This window comes from Nostoc sp. DSM 114159 (assembly GCF_053470285.1).
The window spans coordinates 5,139,367-5,153,019 of record NZ_JBPFEH010000001.1; the positions used below are offsets into that span (position 1 = coordinate 5,139,367).

At 41.0% G+C, this 13,653-nt stretch carries 14 protein-coding genes; 9 read left to right on the forward strand and 5 right to left on the reverse strand.

From position 1 onward, the window contains the following. Window positions 1–310 precede the first annotated feature (310 nt). Window positions 311–526: a hypothetical protein gene (locus ACR5KR_RS21315; RefSeq protein WP_179065221.1), complete on the forward strand. Its 216-nt coding sequence runs from the start codon at window positions 311–313 to the stop codon at window positions 524–526. On the opposite strand, the gene ACR5KR_RS21320 is transcribed toward ACR5KR_RS21315, so the two are convergent. Next, window positions 509–640 (reverse strand): hypothetical protein, encoded by a 132-nt coding sequence (locus ACR5KR_RS21320; RefSeq protein ID WP_448267909.1) that lies wholly within the window; start codon window positions 638–640, stop codon window positions 509–511. The two genes, ACR5KR_RS21315 and ACR5KR_RS21320, sit on opposite strands and share 18 nt — an antisense overlap. On the opposite strand from ACR5KR_RS21320, the gene ACR5KR_RS21325 reads away from it, so the two are divergent. From ACR5KR_RS21325 to ACR5KR_RS21335, 3 genes are read left to right on the forward strand one after another with little or no spacing between them, the layout of a single operon-like run. Beyond that, the gene (locus ACR5KR_RS21325; RefSeq protein WP_448267910.1) at window positions 640–906 is read left to right on the forward strand and encodes a FitA-like ribbon-helix-helix domain-containing protein; all 267 of its coding nucleotides are present in this window, start codon (window positions 640–642) and stop codon (window positions 904–906) included. The two genes, ACR5KR_RS21320 and ACR5KR_RS21325, sit on opposite strands and share 1 nt — an antisense overlap. Then, window positions 903–1,361, forward strand: a complete 459-nt coding sequence (locus ACR5KR_RS21330) for a type II toxin-antitoxin system VapC family toxin (protein ID WP_448267911.1) — start codon at window positions 903–905, stop codon at window positions 1,359–1,361. The genes ACR5KR_RS21325 and ACR5KR_RS21330 overlap by 4 nt, the downstream gene beginning before the upstream one ends. Window positions 1,362–1,389: 28 nt before the next feature. Beyond that, complete coding sequence (locus ACR5KR_RS21335; protein ID WP_445630611.1) at window positions 1,390–1,836, forward strand: acyl-CoA thioesterase; 447 nt, start codon at window positions 1,390–1,392, stop codon at window positions 1,834–1,836. Here ACR5KR_RS21335 and ACR5KR_RS21340 read toward each other — a convergent pair. The 3 genes from ACR5KR_RS21340 to menA all read right to left on the reverse strand — a co-directional run bounded on the left by ACR5KR_RS21340 (window position 1,829) and on the right by menA (window position 5,163). Then, a complete protein-coding gene (locus ACR5KR_RS21340) occupies window positions 1,829–3,211 on the reverse strand; it encodes a 2-succinylbenzoate--CoA ligase (RefSeq protein WP_448267912.1) in 1,383 nt (460 codons plus the stop codon). The genes ACR5KR_RS21335 and ACR5KR_RS21340 overlap by 8 nt on opposite strands. After that, window positions 3,196–4,191 carry an o-succinylbenzoate synthase gene (locus tag ACR5KR_RS21345; protein ID WP_448267913.1) on the reverse strand — a complete coding sequence of 332 codons (996 nt, stop codon included), beginning with the start codon at window positions 4,189–4,191 and terminating at the stop codon, window positions 3,196–3,198. The genes ACR5KR_RS21340 and ACR5KR_RS21345 overlap by 16 nt, the downstream gene beginning before the upstream one ends. A gap of 75 nt (window positions 4,192–4,266) precedes the next feature. Beyond that, window positions 4,267–5,163, reverse strand: a complete 897-nt coding sequence (gene menA / locus ACR5KR_RS21350) for a 2-carboxy-1,4-naphthoquinone phytyltransferase (protein WP_448267914.1) — start codon at window positions 5,161–5,163, stop codon at window positions 4,267–4,269. A 310-nt stretch (window positions 5,164–5,473) separates the two neighbouring features. Between menA and ACR5KR_RS21355 the strand changes: the two genes are divergently transcribed. Further along, on the forward strand, window positions 5,474–6,889 hold the full coding sequence (locus ACR5KR_RS21355; protein WP_448267915.1) for an isochorismate synthase: 1,416 nt from the start codon (window positions 5,474–5,476) through the stop codon (window positions 6,887–6,889). Window positions 6,890–6,969: 80 nt separating this feature from the next. Then, window positions 6,970–7,479 (forward strand): GNAT family N-acetyltransferase, encoded by a 510-nt coding sequence (locus tag ACR5KR_RS21360; RefSeq protein WP_448267916.1) that lies wholly within the window; start codon window positions 6,970–6,972, stop codon window positions 7,477–7,479. 62 nt (window positions 7,480–7,541) lie between these two features. Here ACR5KR_RS21360 and ACR5KR_RS21365 read toward each other — a convergent pair whose 3' ends face one another. After that, complete coding sequence (locus tag ACR5KR_RS21365) at window positions 7,542–8,849, reverse strand: glutamate-5-semialdehyde dehydrogenase (RefSeq protein WP_448267917.1); 1,308 nt, start codon at window positions 8,847–8,849, stop codon at window positions 7,542–7,544. 511 nt (window positions 8,850–9,360) lie between these two features. Between ACR5KR_RS21365 and ACR5KR_RS21370 the strand changes: the two genes are divergently transcribed. The 3 genes from ACR5KR_RS21370 to ACR5KR_RS21380 all read left to right on the forward strand — a co-directional run bounded on the left by ACR5KR_RS21370 (window position 9,361) and on the right by ACR5KR_RS21380 (window position 13,471). After that, window positions 9,361–11,349: a M48 family metalloprotease gene (locus ACR5KR_RS21370; RefSeq protein ID WP_448267918.1), complete on the forward strand. Its 1,989-nt coding sequence runs from the start codon at window positions 9,361–9,363 to the stop codon at window positions 11,347–11,349. Between the two features lie 424 nt (window positions 11,350–11,773). Continuing rightward, window positions 11,774–12,100 carry a MetQ/NlpA family ABC transporter substrate-binding protein gene (locus tag ACR5KR_RS21375; RefSeq protein WP_448267919.1) on the forward strand — a complete coding sequence of 109 codons (327 nt, stop codon included), beginning with the start codon at window positions 11,774–11,776 and terminating at the stop codon, window positions 12,098–12,100. Between the two features lie 33 nt (window positions 12,101–12,133). Beyond that, a complete protein-coding gene (locus tag ACR5KR_RS21380; protein WP_448267920.1) occupies window positions 12,134–13,471 on the forward strand; it encodes an LLM class flavin-dependent oxidoreductase in 1,338 nt (445 codons plus the stop codon). The last annotated feature ends 182 nt before the right edge of the window (window positions 13,472–13,653 follow it).

Consider the following 13,653-nt stretch of genomic DNA (forward strand, 5'->3'; position numbering starts at 1 on the left):
GCTGAGGTTACTTTCAGAAATGTTTAATTCTTGAGCTACGTGGACTCGATTCTTACTACGACCGAATATTTCCAGAAAGACTTCTTTCTCTCGATGCGACAATTCACTGTATTGCTCCAGTTGCTTAAGAAAGTCCTCTGGTATAGACATTGACCACTCCCACAATTACTTATAAGCCAGTGTAGCCAAAGTTTTTATCAAAATGTGGAGTTAAATCAGTTTAAGTCAGGCTAAGTCAAGGTAAGTCAGATAAATAACTACAAAAGAAAATTGCGACATTGTACTCAGTCAAGCTACTGAGGCGATCGCAATGCTAGAAACATTAATCCCTTTGGTTGTAAATAAGTCTGTTGAAGTTGTTGTTGGAATACTGCTGGAAAAGTTTTGTAAATGGGTGCTAAGTGATGCAAATATCAAAAATGCTAACAACTTTCTGAAAATGCAGATTCTTGTACTTTATCTTGATTGGGTTTTACGAAAAACATCACTAAAATCTCTGTCAGAGGAATCAGAAGAGAAGGATTAAGAAACAGATGGGTAGTAGAGATAATAAAGCGATCGCATTCACAAACCAAAGGCGATCGCCCCCTACTGCCGTCATGTTACCATTACCAATAAATTCTTTTGGGAGGTCAATCAATGGCTAGCCTTCATGCGCTAGATATTCCCGATGAGTTATACGAACGGCTGCAACAGTTAGCTAAAGCTGAAAATCGCTCAGTTGATGCTCAAGTTATTACAATCTTGCAGAATGCCTTGCAGGTAAAAACACAGCAAACGGAAGACGAAAAGCGAAAAAATGTCCCAAAACTTTTAGAGGAAATTCGTCTTCGCCGTGAACAGCTACCAACTGATATCGAATGGCCTGACAGCACTGCCATGATTAGAGAAGATCGGGACAGATGACAATTTCTTTTAGATGCCTTGTGGATGCGAGTGTGTCGGTTAAGCAATTTATTCCCGATCCGTTAACAGCCAAGGTTAATCAATTATTTGCTCACCTTACCTATCCCCAGACAGAAATCTTTGTACCTGACCTGTTTTACATTGAGTGTGCAAACGTTTTGTGGAAGTATGCTCGTGCAAGTCGTTACAATGTTTCTTTGATTCAAGGGAATTTAGCTAGTCTCAAAGCTTTCCCTTTGCGTGTTGTGTCTACGGCTGATTTGATGGCGGATGCAGTGGCGATCGCATTAAATTATGGAATCTCCGCCTACGATGGCTCTTATGTCGCACTTTCACAGCAGGTAGGTGCTACTTTGCTGACTCTTGACGGTAAGCTGGTGAAGGCTTTAGAGGCTTCGTCTTACAATGTTTCCTCGTTTAATGACTTCGAGGTTCCGCCGTTGGAGTCAACATAATTCGTAATTCGTAATTTAATTATCAAAAATGCCTTTTACTTATAACCGCACGGTTCGCTTTCAAGATACTGATGCTGCTGGGGTAGTTTATTTTGCTAACGTTTTGAGTATTTGCCATGAAGCTTATGAAGAATCTCTAGAAGCATCAAGTATTAATCTCAAAGATTTTTTTACTAATCCTTCTGTAGCTTTCCCCATCGTTCATGCTAGTGTCGATTTTATGCGTCCTATGTTTGGTGGGGACAAGTTACTGATTAGTTTAATTCCCCAAAAAATAGGTAGTGATAAATTTGAAATTAGTTACGAGATTACTGTGGCTGAGGTGGTAGTTGCTAAAGCTATTACTCGCCATGTTTGTATTGATGCCACTAGTAGAAGTAAACAGGAATTATCTGATGAGATAGTTCAGTGGTTGGAGACGAACCGTAGAGACGCAGAGGACGCAGAGAGAAGAAGGTCGAGGGAGATTATGTGATGGGATTTTGAAGGAATTCTGTGGCTATTTGTTGTAATTGTTGGCGGTTAATTTTACCTTGGGAGTTACGGGGTAAGTTTTGCTGGGGAATCCAATATTTAGGGATTTTAAATCTACTCAGTTTGTCTTTGAGTAGGGTTTGGATTTTTAAGGCAGAGGTATCTGATTTATTGGGAATGTAAATCGCTGTTAAGGCTTGTCCCCAGTGTTTATCTGGAATGCCAATTACACAAATATCAGCAACCATTTGAGTGGCTTGTATAGCTGATTCAATCTCTGCTGGGTAAATATTTTCGCCACCTGTAATAATTTTATCGCTGTTACGTCCGACAATATTTAAATATCCTTGTTCGTCTAAAAAGCCCAAATCATCTACTTGGAAATCAGTTTGATTTTCTCTGGTTATTGGATAGTAACCAAGGGCTAAAGATTGAGCCTGAATTGTGATATTTCCGATTTGATTAGAATTTAAAATCTCGCCTTGCTGATTGCGAATAGTTACTTTGGCATGGGGAAGAATTTGACCACTGCTAATTTTACCACTCAGAAAATCATCCGGTTTAAGGGTGGCAATTTGAGAGGCGGTTTCTGTCATCCCATAGGTAGGTGCTAACCGAATGCGATGAAATCTGGCTTTTTCTAATAGTTCGTTCCATGCTGGCGCACCTCCCAAAAGTACTGTATTAAATTGGGATAGCCATTTAGTTAATTCTGGATTTTGCAGGAGGCGTTGTAATTGAGTGGGTACTAAAGATATGAAAAATTCTGATTGTTTAATATTTAATATTTGACTAGATTCTACAGCTTTAAATGGTTGAATATTTAGTTTACCTCCTGTGGTAAAAGAACGCATAAATTGCATTAAACCGCTAACGTGATATAGCGGTAACACACAAAATGAATTGACTTGCTTTAGTTGAAAGTATTCTGTAAATCCTTGTATCGATGCTGTGAGAGTTTCCCAAGTGTGGATGGCAAATTTAATTTGTCCTGATGAACCACCCGTAGGAATCATGATGCTATTGGGAATTGGGCATTGGATATTATTCTCATTCCCTATGTTCCATGCCCCATGCCCCATTCCCCAAATAATATCTGGCTGTACTAAATCAAAGACTTGTTGCCATTCTTGTGTTCCCCAGTCTGGGTTACAAAGAAAAACTGGACAATTAGCAGCACAAGCGGCAATAAAACTTGCTAAAAATCGTACTGGTTCGCGTTCAGCTAAGATGATTTTTGGTGGTATTCCAGATGCTGATAGTTGTGTTAATTCTAAATATAATTGTTGAGCTATTTGATTAAATTGATGGCGATCATAACCGATTAGCCAATCATTTTGAGCTAGCTTATTAAGATAGTCTAAAGGTCGTTCCATAAACTTTGAAACCACGTTTCTTCTTGTTCAAAAAAATGGTCGATGCCAAAACCAATCGCTCTGTTGTTTGGGGACAATTCGGCTGCTAGCTTGAGTGCTGCAAGTCTAGCGATCGCAGTTTCAAATACTGACGAAAATACAGTATCAATTTGATGCTGGTGGCAAAACTTTCTCAGACGAGATGGCGATCCAACTATCCCAGGTTTGATGACAAAAACCCCTCGCCAACCTTGTTGATAACAGGCGGCGAGTTGTCCAAGTGTGGCGACAGATTCATCTAAAGCGATCGCAGTTTCATAACTTGTACTCAATTCCAACATCTGCTGAAATTGTTCAACGGGGAGCGGTTGTTCGATAAATTCAATTTCTAGGGGTAGTTCTGCATTTGCCTTGAGATTGTCGCAAGTCCGCAGCCATAAGTTAGCTTCTTCATAGCTGAGTCCACCGTTGGCATCTAATCGCAGTTTGGTAAAGGCTGGTAAAGTGTGTATCAGCGACTCAAAAATTTTGAGTTCATCAGCGATCGCATCCACACCAATTTTCCACTTAAATGTGCGATATCCCTGCTGCCATAAAGTTTCCCATTGATTTAAAGCCGCTTTCCCAGATGGTAATAAGGCACTGAAAGATTGGGCATGGGGCATTGGGCATGGGGCATTGGGCATTGAAAATAATTCACTTTCCCACTCCCATGCTGACTCAAAGCCAAATTGACAAGCAGGTAACTCATCTGGGATCGATAAAATTATCTCGTCTGTGATTTCTTCTGGGAGTTGGCGACAAAAATCTAAGGCTTCCTCTAGAGTTTCGGAACCGAACCAGCTAATGGGGGCGATTTCTCCCCAGCCGACTTTACCTGATTCATCGGTAAGCCGGAGGATAATACCTTCACGAATATCCCACTTACCATGATTAGTAGTCAGCGATCGCAAAAATCTTCGCTGATAAGAACGAAATTCAAATCTGTAGTCATTAGTCATTAGTCATTTGTCATTCTCTTTCTGCCCCATGCCCAATGCCCAATGCCCCATACCCAATGCCCCATGCCCAATGCCCTAAAGCATAAATCCCAATCCCAACAGCAAGCAAGCCCAGAAATGCACAGCTACGGCAATGAATTTACAGTTACTAACTTTGTCGGGGTAGTTGTGATTTTCTTGGACGTGGCGGCATAATTTGACAGCAAAGGGTAAACTTACCCAACTTAGTAACGTCCAAACTGGAAAAATCCCCAATAGCACAAATAGCAAGGTGAGGGGATAAATGCTACCAGTAAACCAAACTAAAAGTTTGGCCCCTTTTGCTGTTCCGAGACGGACGATAGGCGATCGCTTACCTGCGGCTATGTCATCCTTAACTTGGTGAAAGTGTGAGCAGAATAAAATTAAGGTTGTGGCAATTCCGACAATTACTGAAGCTGCTAAAGCTGTCATAGACCAAGTTTGGGTTTGGCTATAATATGCTGCCTCCACTGCTAAGGGGCCAAAGGCAAAAAAGCAAATAATCTCGCCTAAACCCTGATATCCTAAACGAAAGGGAGGTCCTTGGTAGGTATAGCCTAAACCGCAGCACAGCAGTATTATACCGATAACAGTTAGGTCATGTTGCCAAAAGGCGATCGCTAGTATGCCCAGCAATCCCAAACCTAAGCACAAATTTCCTATCCAAAATATTAATGGTTTATTGCCTGTTAAATTCACCAGAGAATGGTGCTTATTTTGGTCAATACCAGTTTCGGAATCAAACACATCATTACTGATATTTTCCCAAGCTAGAATTAAGATTGCCGCAGCTACAAAAGTAGAAAATACTACACCATTAAAAATTTTCGTTTCGGCAAATGCTACTGCTGTTCCCACCCAAATGGGCATAATGGCAACGCTATACATTGGCGGTTTAATCGCTGCCATCCATAACTTAGTGTCGGGATATAAAATTTGCTTGGTAGTCATTAGTTGTGATTAATTAAATTACTAGAATATTACTCACACTTGAGATTTTATGATTTCAAGAGACGCTAGATATGGGTGATATACAAACAACTGTCACTTTTACTATGGCTTCTTAACCTTGTGTTGTTAACACTCACCTTCACGTTGCAGTCTCAGGCTGAAACTGTCTTATCATAGTCTGAGAACACCACAAATAAGCTAAACTCTACGCTGGTGAAATAGTAACTTAATATGTTACCTGTAAAAATACGACCACGATTAATTACACTTTAGGAAGTGAACTTAAAAAAAATTTACTATCGTTAAATCCATGACAGTTTCACCATGTCGTAGCAACTTCTTTGTAAAGCACAAAGATTTATATCAATTTCTGGTAACAGTGCAAGAAAAGTGCGTCAAAAATAATTGCAGACAAATTGTCAGTGTCTCCCAAGAAATTGATTTAGTTGACCCTTTACTTGTATTAGATAAACTTACACAAGCAAATGAAATAAATTTTTACTTTGAGGATAGAGGTAAAGGAGAAGCGATCGCGGCAATTGATGCTGTAGCAAAATTACAGATCGATGGCTCAGAGCGTTTTACTCAAACAGAATATTTTATCAAATCTTGTCTCAAAAATATAATTAATTTTGGTAACGCAAACCAACCTTTTTCTGGGCCTCACTTTTTTTGCTATTTCAGCTTTTTTGATAACAACGCCCAAGTAGATTATCCATTTCCATCCGCTACCATTTTTCTTCCACGTTGGCAAGTAGCTGTAAAAAATCAGCGTTGCATATTAGTAACAAATATAATTATCAATCCAAATGTAAATATTGAAAAATTATTGGAGAAGATTCAAAATAAAATTGAATTTATCCAATCTTTAAAAAATTACTCTGCTCATATTGATTATTTTCCTAAAAACTTATATAAAAAATCTGTCACTAACTCTGCCCAATTTAAACGCTCAGTAGTATCTGTCTTGGAAAAAATTCGATCTACCCATTTAAGTAAGATTGTCCTAGCAGATATATTAGATGTAAAATCAAACAACCACTTTAGCTTAGTTAAATCATTAAATAATCTTAGACAAAATCATCCTAATTGTTATATTTTTTCTACAAGTAATGGCAAAGGACAAAATTTTATTGGTGCAAGTCCAGAAAGATTAATTAGTATTAATAATCAACAGTTAATTACTGATGCTTTAGCTGGTTCTGCACCACGAGGTAAAACCCCTGCTGAAGATGCAGCTAATGCCAATAGCTTACTAAATAGTGAAAAAGAAAAGCACGAACATTCACTAGTGCTTGATTTCATTACACAACGACTATGCCAACTAGGTTTATTACCGCAAATATTAGCACCCAGACTGCGACAATTATCGAATATCCAGCATTTGTGGACACCAATCAGTGCAATAGTTCCTGCTGACATACACCCATTAAAGATTGTCGGACAATTGCATCCTACACCAGCCGTTGCAGGTGCAGCACGAGATGTTGCTTGTGCCGAAATTCGTCGTTATGAAAGCTTCGAGAGAGGTTTATATGCTGCACCTCTGGGTTGGATAGATTCTCAGGGTAACTGCGAGTTTATTGTGGGAATTCGTTCAGCATTGATTGATGGCGATCGCGCGAGATTGTATGCTGGTGCTGGTATCGTGGCTGGCTCCGATCCTGATAAAGAGTTTGCAGAGGTGCAGCTGAAACTTCAGGCGTTATTGAAAGCGTTAGTTTAAAGAGGCTTTCAAATTAAAAAACCTTTAAAAGTTTCTCTACATAAAAGCATATCTTTTAGTTCCTGTATCGTAGATGCTTTATGAAAATTAAAGTGGTAAAAGCTACTCAACAACAGAAGTCAGTACTGTGTAACTTAATGGAACTATACCAATATGACTTAAGTGAGATAGAAGCTAAAGATGTAGATGACTGTGGCTTGTTTGGCTATTCATATCTTGATTACTATTGGACAGAACCTGAACGACACCCATTTCTAATTAAGGTTAATGATAAACTAGCAGGGTTTGTACTTATTAATCAGCATACCTACCTTCATCAAAATAACAATGCTAAGTCTATTGCTGAGTTCTTTATCCTCAATAAATATCGAAATCAGGGTATTGGAGAACAGGTAGCTACTCACATTTTCAACCAGTTTCCCGGCTGTTGGGAAGTACCGCAGACTGCTTTGAACTTAGGCGCACAAACTTTTTGGGGTAAGGTAGTTAGTCAATACACTAATGGAGCTTTTAAAGAGGTTTTTTTAAATGATGAGCGATGGCATGGCCCAATTAAAACTTTTGATAACTCAAATAAACTATTAACATAAAAAAACACCGGATAAATCGGTGTATTTCTAGCGTTACTAAAGCATATACTTTTGAGGATATTTTATACTAAATCCTGATGAGTAAAAGCTTTAGCATTTGCCCCAGTGTAAGTAGCTACAATATGTCCATCGCCAGTCATTTGATATTTGTATGTAACTAATCCTTCTAAACCAACGGGGCCGCGGGGTGGCATTTGTTGAGTGCTAACTCCAACTTCTGCACCGAAACCATAGCGGAAGCCATCAGAAAAACGGGTGGAACAGTTGTGAAATATATTGGCTGAATTCACAAGTCCAAAGAAACTTTCTACAGCCGCAGAATCTTCAGAGATAATCGCATCAGTATGCCGGGAACCATATTCGTTAATATGTGCGATCGCATCTTCTATAGAGTCTACAATCTTTATCGACAAAATCAAATCGTTGTATTCTGTTTCCCAATCGATTTCTGTTGCAGGTACGATGTTAGGTAAAATTTGCAAGGTACGTCGATCGCCTCTTAATTCCACATGGCGTTCTTGCAAAGCCTCAGCAACTTTCGGTAAAAATTCTGTAGCAATTGATTGGTGAACTAGCAAAGTTTCAATTGCATTACAAACAGCAGGATATTGTGCTTTAGCATCGACGGTAATCGGAACTGCTTTAGAAATATCGGCGGCTTGATCTATATAAAGATGACAAATCCCATCGGCGTGACCTAGTACCGGAATGCGCGTATTTTCCTGTACAAATCTGACAAAAGAATTAGAACCTCTAGGAATAATTAAATCTACATATTTATCTAATTTCAAAAGTTCTAGAGTTTCTTCTCTAGTTGTGAGCAACTGTACCGCATCTGGATTAACAGCAGTTTGCGATAATCCTTGTTTAATAGCTTTCACTATCGCTTCACAAGAACGTACTGCTTCCTTTCCACATTTGAGAATTACACCATTTCCCGATTTGATTGCTAAAGAAACAATTTGAATCGCTGCTTCTGGACGTGCTTCAAAAATAATCCCCAAAACGCCTAAAGGACAAGTAATTCGTTTGAGAATTAAGCCAGTATCAAGTTCGCGGTGAATCTGCACTTTACCAATTGGATCGGCTAGCTTACCAACATCTCGTACTCCAGCGATCGCATCTCTTAATTTATGTTCATCCAACTGCAAGCGCTTATAAAGTGGTTGGGAAATTCCTTCAGCAGTAGCAGCTTTACAATCAGCAATATTTGCTTGTAAAATTTCATCTCTAGCTAATTCTAAAGCTTGGGCGATCGCTTCAAGTGCCTGATTTTTTGCCTCAGTGGAGAGAATCGCTAGCTTACTTGCAGCTTGGCGAGTTTGTCCGGCGATCGTAATTAGGGGAGAACCAATATCAAAAATAGTCATAGTACAAATCTTTACTTTTTCCTCATCTTATCAATCTCAGGTTATGTTCCAATAGTTTTCGGATAAACCCAATAATCTCTCTTTTGGTCTGGGGAAAAGATAAATTCAAGCCTTTTCCCTTTCCCCATTAACCCAAAAGTATTGGGTTATGTTCATCATTCGTCTTCCTCCAATCGGGTGAACCATTTGGGTAATCAATAATTACTCTAATCGGGTGAAGCAAGGCTGGGTTGAAAACATTTATTCTCTAAATATCAAACACGGGCAAAGAGGTAGTAAGTTTACCGCAGCAAAAACATTATAAGTATTATTACAGGTTTTATTTGAAAGTCTTAAACATGATTTATGCGTTCCCCAGGCTAGAGAGACATAATAATATATGTTTCTCTAGTCTTTTACTTAAGTAGATATTTTATACTGTTATTAATTAAATTTTTACGAAATTGCAGTGACATCGCTGAATCTATTGAGTATTGATAGATCAAATACCACTCCTTAGTAGGGAGATCCTATGTCATTGCAATCTGCGTTAAATGCCTTAAACCAAAAACGTTATCAAGAAGCGGTCGAATTACTCGAACAATTCTGCCGCGATTGCGCTGAACACAATTCCTCAGATTATCTTTCAGCACAGATGTGGCTGATGAAAGCTTATCAAGCCACAGGCGAAACCGAAAAAGCCAAGGTTCTGTGTCAAAAGCTAATGATGAGCGAAAACCCACAGGTTCGCAGTTGGGCAGAACAAGCCAATCAATCCTTCCGCCAAACACCATCTAACGTTAGCCAAAAAGCTGGTCGTGCCGCTACGACTGGGATGAAATTAGCGATGGGGGGAGTGGGTGGTAGTTTGGCGTTAGCTTCTGGTGTCACCATGACCTTGCTGTTTGGCATGGTGTTAGCTTTAGGTTTAAGCTTAGTATTTATTTTGGGTAGCGATAATCCACTCCAAGGATTAGCGATCGCTATTGGTATTACTCTAGTTTTTAATATTGCCGCCTTTTTCATATCTCCATTCATCATGGACTTAACCCAAGGCTGGCTTTACCAAACTCGCTGGGTAGAGTTGGCAGAAGTTGAAACCTTCAGTCCAGAGACAGCTAAAGTTATTCGCCAAGTCTGCGAGCAGAAAAAGCTGAAAACGCCGCGCTTGGGAATTATTAACGACCAAAACCCCACGGCTTTTACTTATGGCTCATTGCCGAACAGCGCCCGTTTAGTCGTCAGTCAGGGACTTTTCACATACCTGGATGACGATGAAATAGCTACCGTTTACGCTCACGAACTGGGGCACATCGTCCACTGGGACTTTGCAGTGATGACAGTAGCTTCTACCTTAGTGCAAATTTGTTACTTGGTTTACAGCACAGCCAGAAGATTTGGGCGCGGTGGTGGCGATAGCAAAATTAAAGATGCAATGCAAACTGCTGCCTTAGTTGCTTACGTGTTTTATGTCGTCGGTACTTATCTAGTGCTGTACCTCTCCCGCACACGAGAATATTTTGCCGACCACTTTGCAGCCGAAAGTACGGGTAATCCCAATGGACTGTCTCGCGCTTTAGTGAAGATTGCCTACGGAATTTTAGAAGAAGGTTCGCGCACACAAGAACCCAGCCGTTTAATTGAAGGAACTCGCGCCTTGGGTATATATGACCATAAAGCCGCCGCTTCCACAGGAACCGCCTACCGCATTGCATCCGATACTCAAAAAATTGGTCGCGTCTTTCTGTGGGATATGTTTAACCCTTGGGGCTGGTGGATGGAGTTAAATTCTACTCATCCCTTGACAGGTAAACGAGTTCGTGCATTAAGTACCTATGCGGAACAATTGGGTTTACCGACTGAGTTTGATATGGGGCGAGTTATTGGAGAAGGTAAAAGTCTTAATAAAAGTAGACTTTACGGCAACTTCTTTTTAGATGTTATACTCTACGGTGCTGAAACAATTGGTTTCTTAGTTGGCTTGATAATAGGCGTGATTTTGTTGTCAAGTTCGCCAAACACAGGTTTAGTATTGGGTGCGCCACTAATTGGCTTAGGAATCGGAATTCTCATCAAAGCTTTGGTGATGTTCCCCGACTACAAGCAAGCACCAGAAACCGATATTCTCACTCTGATGTCAGACCCTTATGCCAGTCCGTTACGCGGACAACCGGCAAAACTGGAAGGTCAACTTATTGGTCGTGGCGACGCTGGTTATAAATTTGGTTCCGATTTAAAAATTCAAGATCGTAGCGGAATGCTTTATCTGCATTACGCCTCACGCTTTGGCCCTATCGGCAATTTCCTGTTTGGGATGAAGCGAGTCCAAAGCTTGATAGGCGAACAAGTTGGAGCTGTGGGTTGGTTCCGTCGAGGTGTTGCGCCTTGGATGGATTTAATTCAACTCCAGAGCGAAAATGGCACTATCGTCAACAGTTACCATCGCTTCTGGTCATTCATCCTTGGCGGTGGATCGATTATCCTGGGAGTGGTCTTGACTATGTTTTTGAGCCGCAGCTAGCTGAGTTTCTAGCCTGCTGTCAAAGCATTTCTCAGTCCATCCAAGCTTTAATTTGTCAGGAGGTGGTTAGTAACTGCCTCCTTTTTTTAAGGACTGGGAAGATACACCTTGTTTTTTATCCTCACCTATGCAAATCTCATAGTATACTACTATAAATCTACCGATTTTTAGTACATCTTATAGGTGCAAAAATAGATGGCAGGAACCCCAAACTCTATCGAGATGATTGCAAATATTAAGCTATTACTGTTTCATCCCGACGTGTTAACAATCAATTACGCAACTTCCTAGAAGGTATTAAAAAAGGTTCTTCAGTACCTGTTATGCCAATTCTTAGTTAAATATCAAAAATAATCTTGAAAACAAAGGTAAAAAGGCAAAATCAGTGCCAAAACCCTAACCTGAAACACATCGAATTTATCAATTGAAAAGAAAAGCCAGGGGAGTATTACAGCATCTCAAAAATATCCAAATTAAGGAGTTAGATAATTACGCTATTGTTAGAGCCTTAGACGATTTAGATTTAGCTGTGATATCTACATTCTTCCTTGTGCAAGCAAAGGTATCTCAAAACCCCATTGTGTTAGATGAGATTGGCATAGCTAACAAAAATTATGCGGTGGGTTTAGCAACTGTACAATCAAAAGCAAACGATCCTAATATCCAAAAACTGAATCAGTTGGTTATCGATCCCAAGTTGAAAGACTACATTAATAACTATCACAAAGGGGCGATCGCGCCCGCATTTTAATTACGAATTACGAATTACACATCCGGAGGGCTAATGAGTAAATCGAAGCAATTAAAACTAGGTGCTTTTATGCGCCCGGTAAGCATACATACAGGCGCTTGGCGCTATCCTGGGGCTTTGCCTGACGCTAATTTTAACTTTCCAGCACTGAAACGATTCATCCAGAAATTAGAGCAAGGCAAGTTTGACGCATTCTTTATGGCTGACCACTTAGCGGTGCTGAATATGCCAATCAACGCACTCAAGCGCAGCCATACTGTCACATCCTTTGAACCTTTTACCCTGCTTTCTGCCCTCGCTAGCGTCACCGAACACATCGGGCTAGTAGCCACCGCTTCCACAACCTATGACGCGCCTTACCATATCGCGCGTCGCTTCGCGTCTCTCGACCATATTAGTGGCGGTCGCGCTGGCTGGAACATCGTCACCACAGCCAATCCAGACGCAGCGCTCAACTTTGGATTAGAAGAAGAGATAGAGCATGATGAACGCTACCGACGGGCTAGAGAATTTTATGATGTGGTCACAGGTCTTTGGGATTCCTTTGCTGACGATGCCTTTATTCGAGATGTGGAAGCCGGGATTTATTTTGACCCCGACAAGCTTCACGTTCTGAATCATCAAGGAAAATATCTCTCGGTGCGGGGGCCATTGAACATCGCCAGACCTGTCCAAGGCTGGCCAGTAATCGTTCAGGCTGGCGCATCCGAAGCCGGACGGCAATTAGCCGCCGAAACCGCCGAGGCTGTGTTTGCACCTGCTGGTAATCTGGAGGCTGGCAAGGCTTTATTTGCAGATATTAAGGGACGGGCGCGGGCCATTGGACGCGACCCAGACAGTATAAAAATCCTTCCAGGTGCTTTAGTCGTTGTAGGAGAAACCGTTGCCGAGGCACAAGCCAAGCGTGTTTATTTGGATAGCCTCGTACATTATGACAGTGGAATTTCTAGCTTAAATAGTGCGCTTGGCTACGATGTTTCAGGTTTTGATCCAGATGGCCCCTTGCCAGAAATCCCACCGACTAACGCTGGTCACTCTTCACGAGAAAGAGTAATAGCCTTAGCGCAACGTGAGAACTTGACGATTCGACAACTGGCGCAACGCGTTGGCAGTTATGGCGGGTTGGCTTTCGTCGGCACACCCCAAACCATCGCCGATGAGATGGAGCAATGGCTGTTTGAGGAAGGCTCTGATGGCTTCAACATCATGTTCCCTTATCTTCCTGAAGGGTTGAACGATTTTGTAGATAAGGTTGTGCCAGAACTCCAACGCCGTGGGATTTTTCGTCAAGAGTATGAGGGTACAACCCTGCGCGAAAATCTCGGTCTGGCGCGCCCTGCTAATCGCTTCTTCCAAACTAGTCTGGTGTAAACTGCGAGAACGTATTTTTTCTTACACTACGTGTCTCGAAAAAATTTTTTTACCTCTTTTCATAAAATTTAGGGGCTTCAGACCCATATCCTTCGGGGCTAATTCTTGTTCCGTTCCCTGTTCCTTGTTCCCTGTTCCCGCCCCGAAGGGGCTTGGTGAACATTAAGCCAGAAAAAATTGAC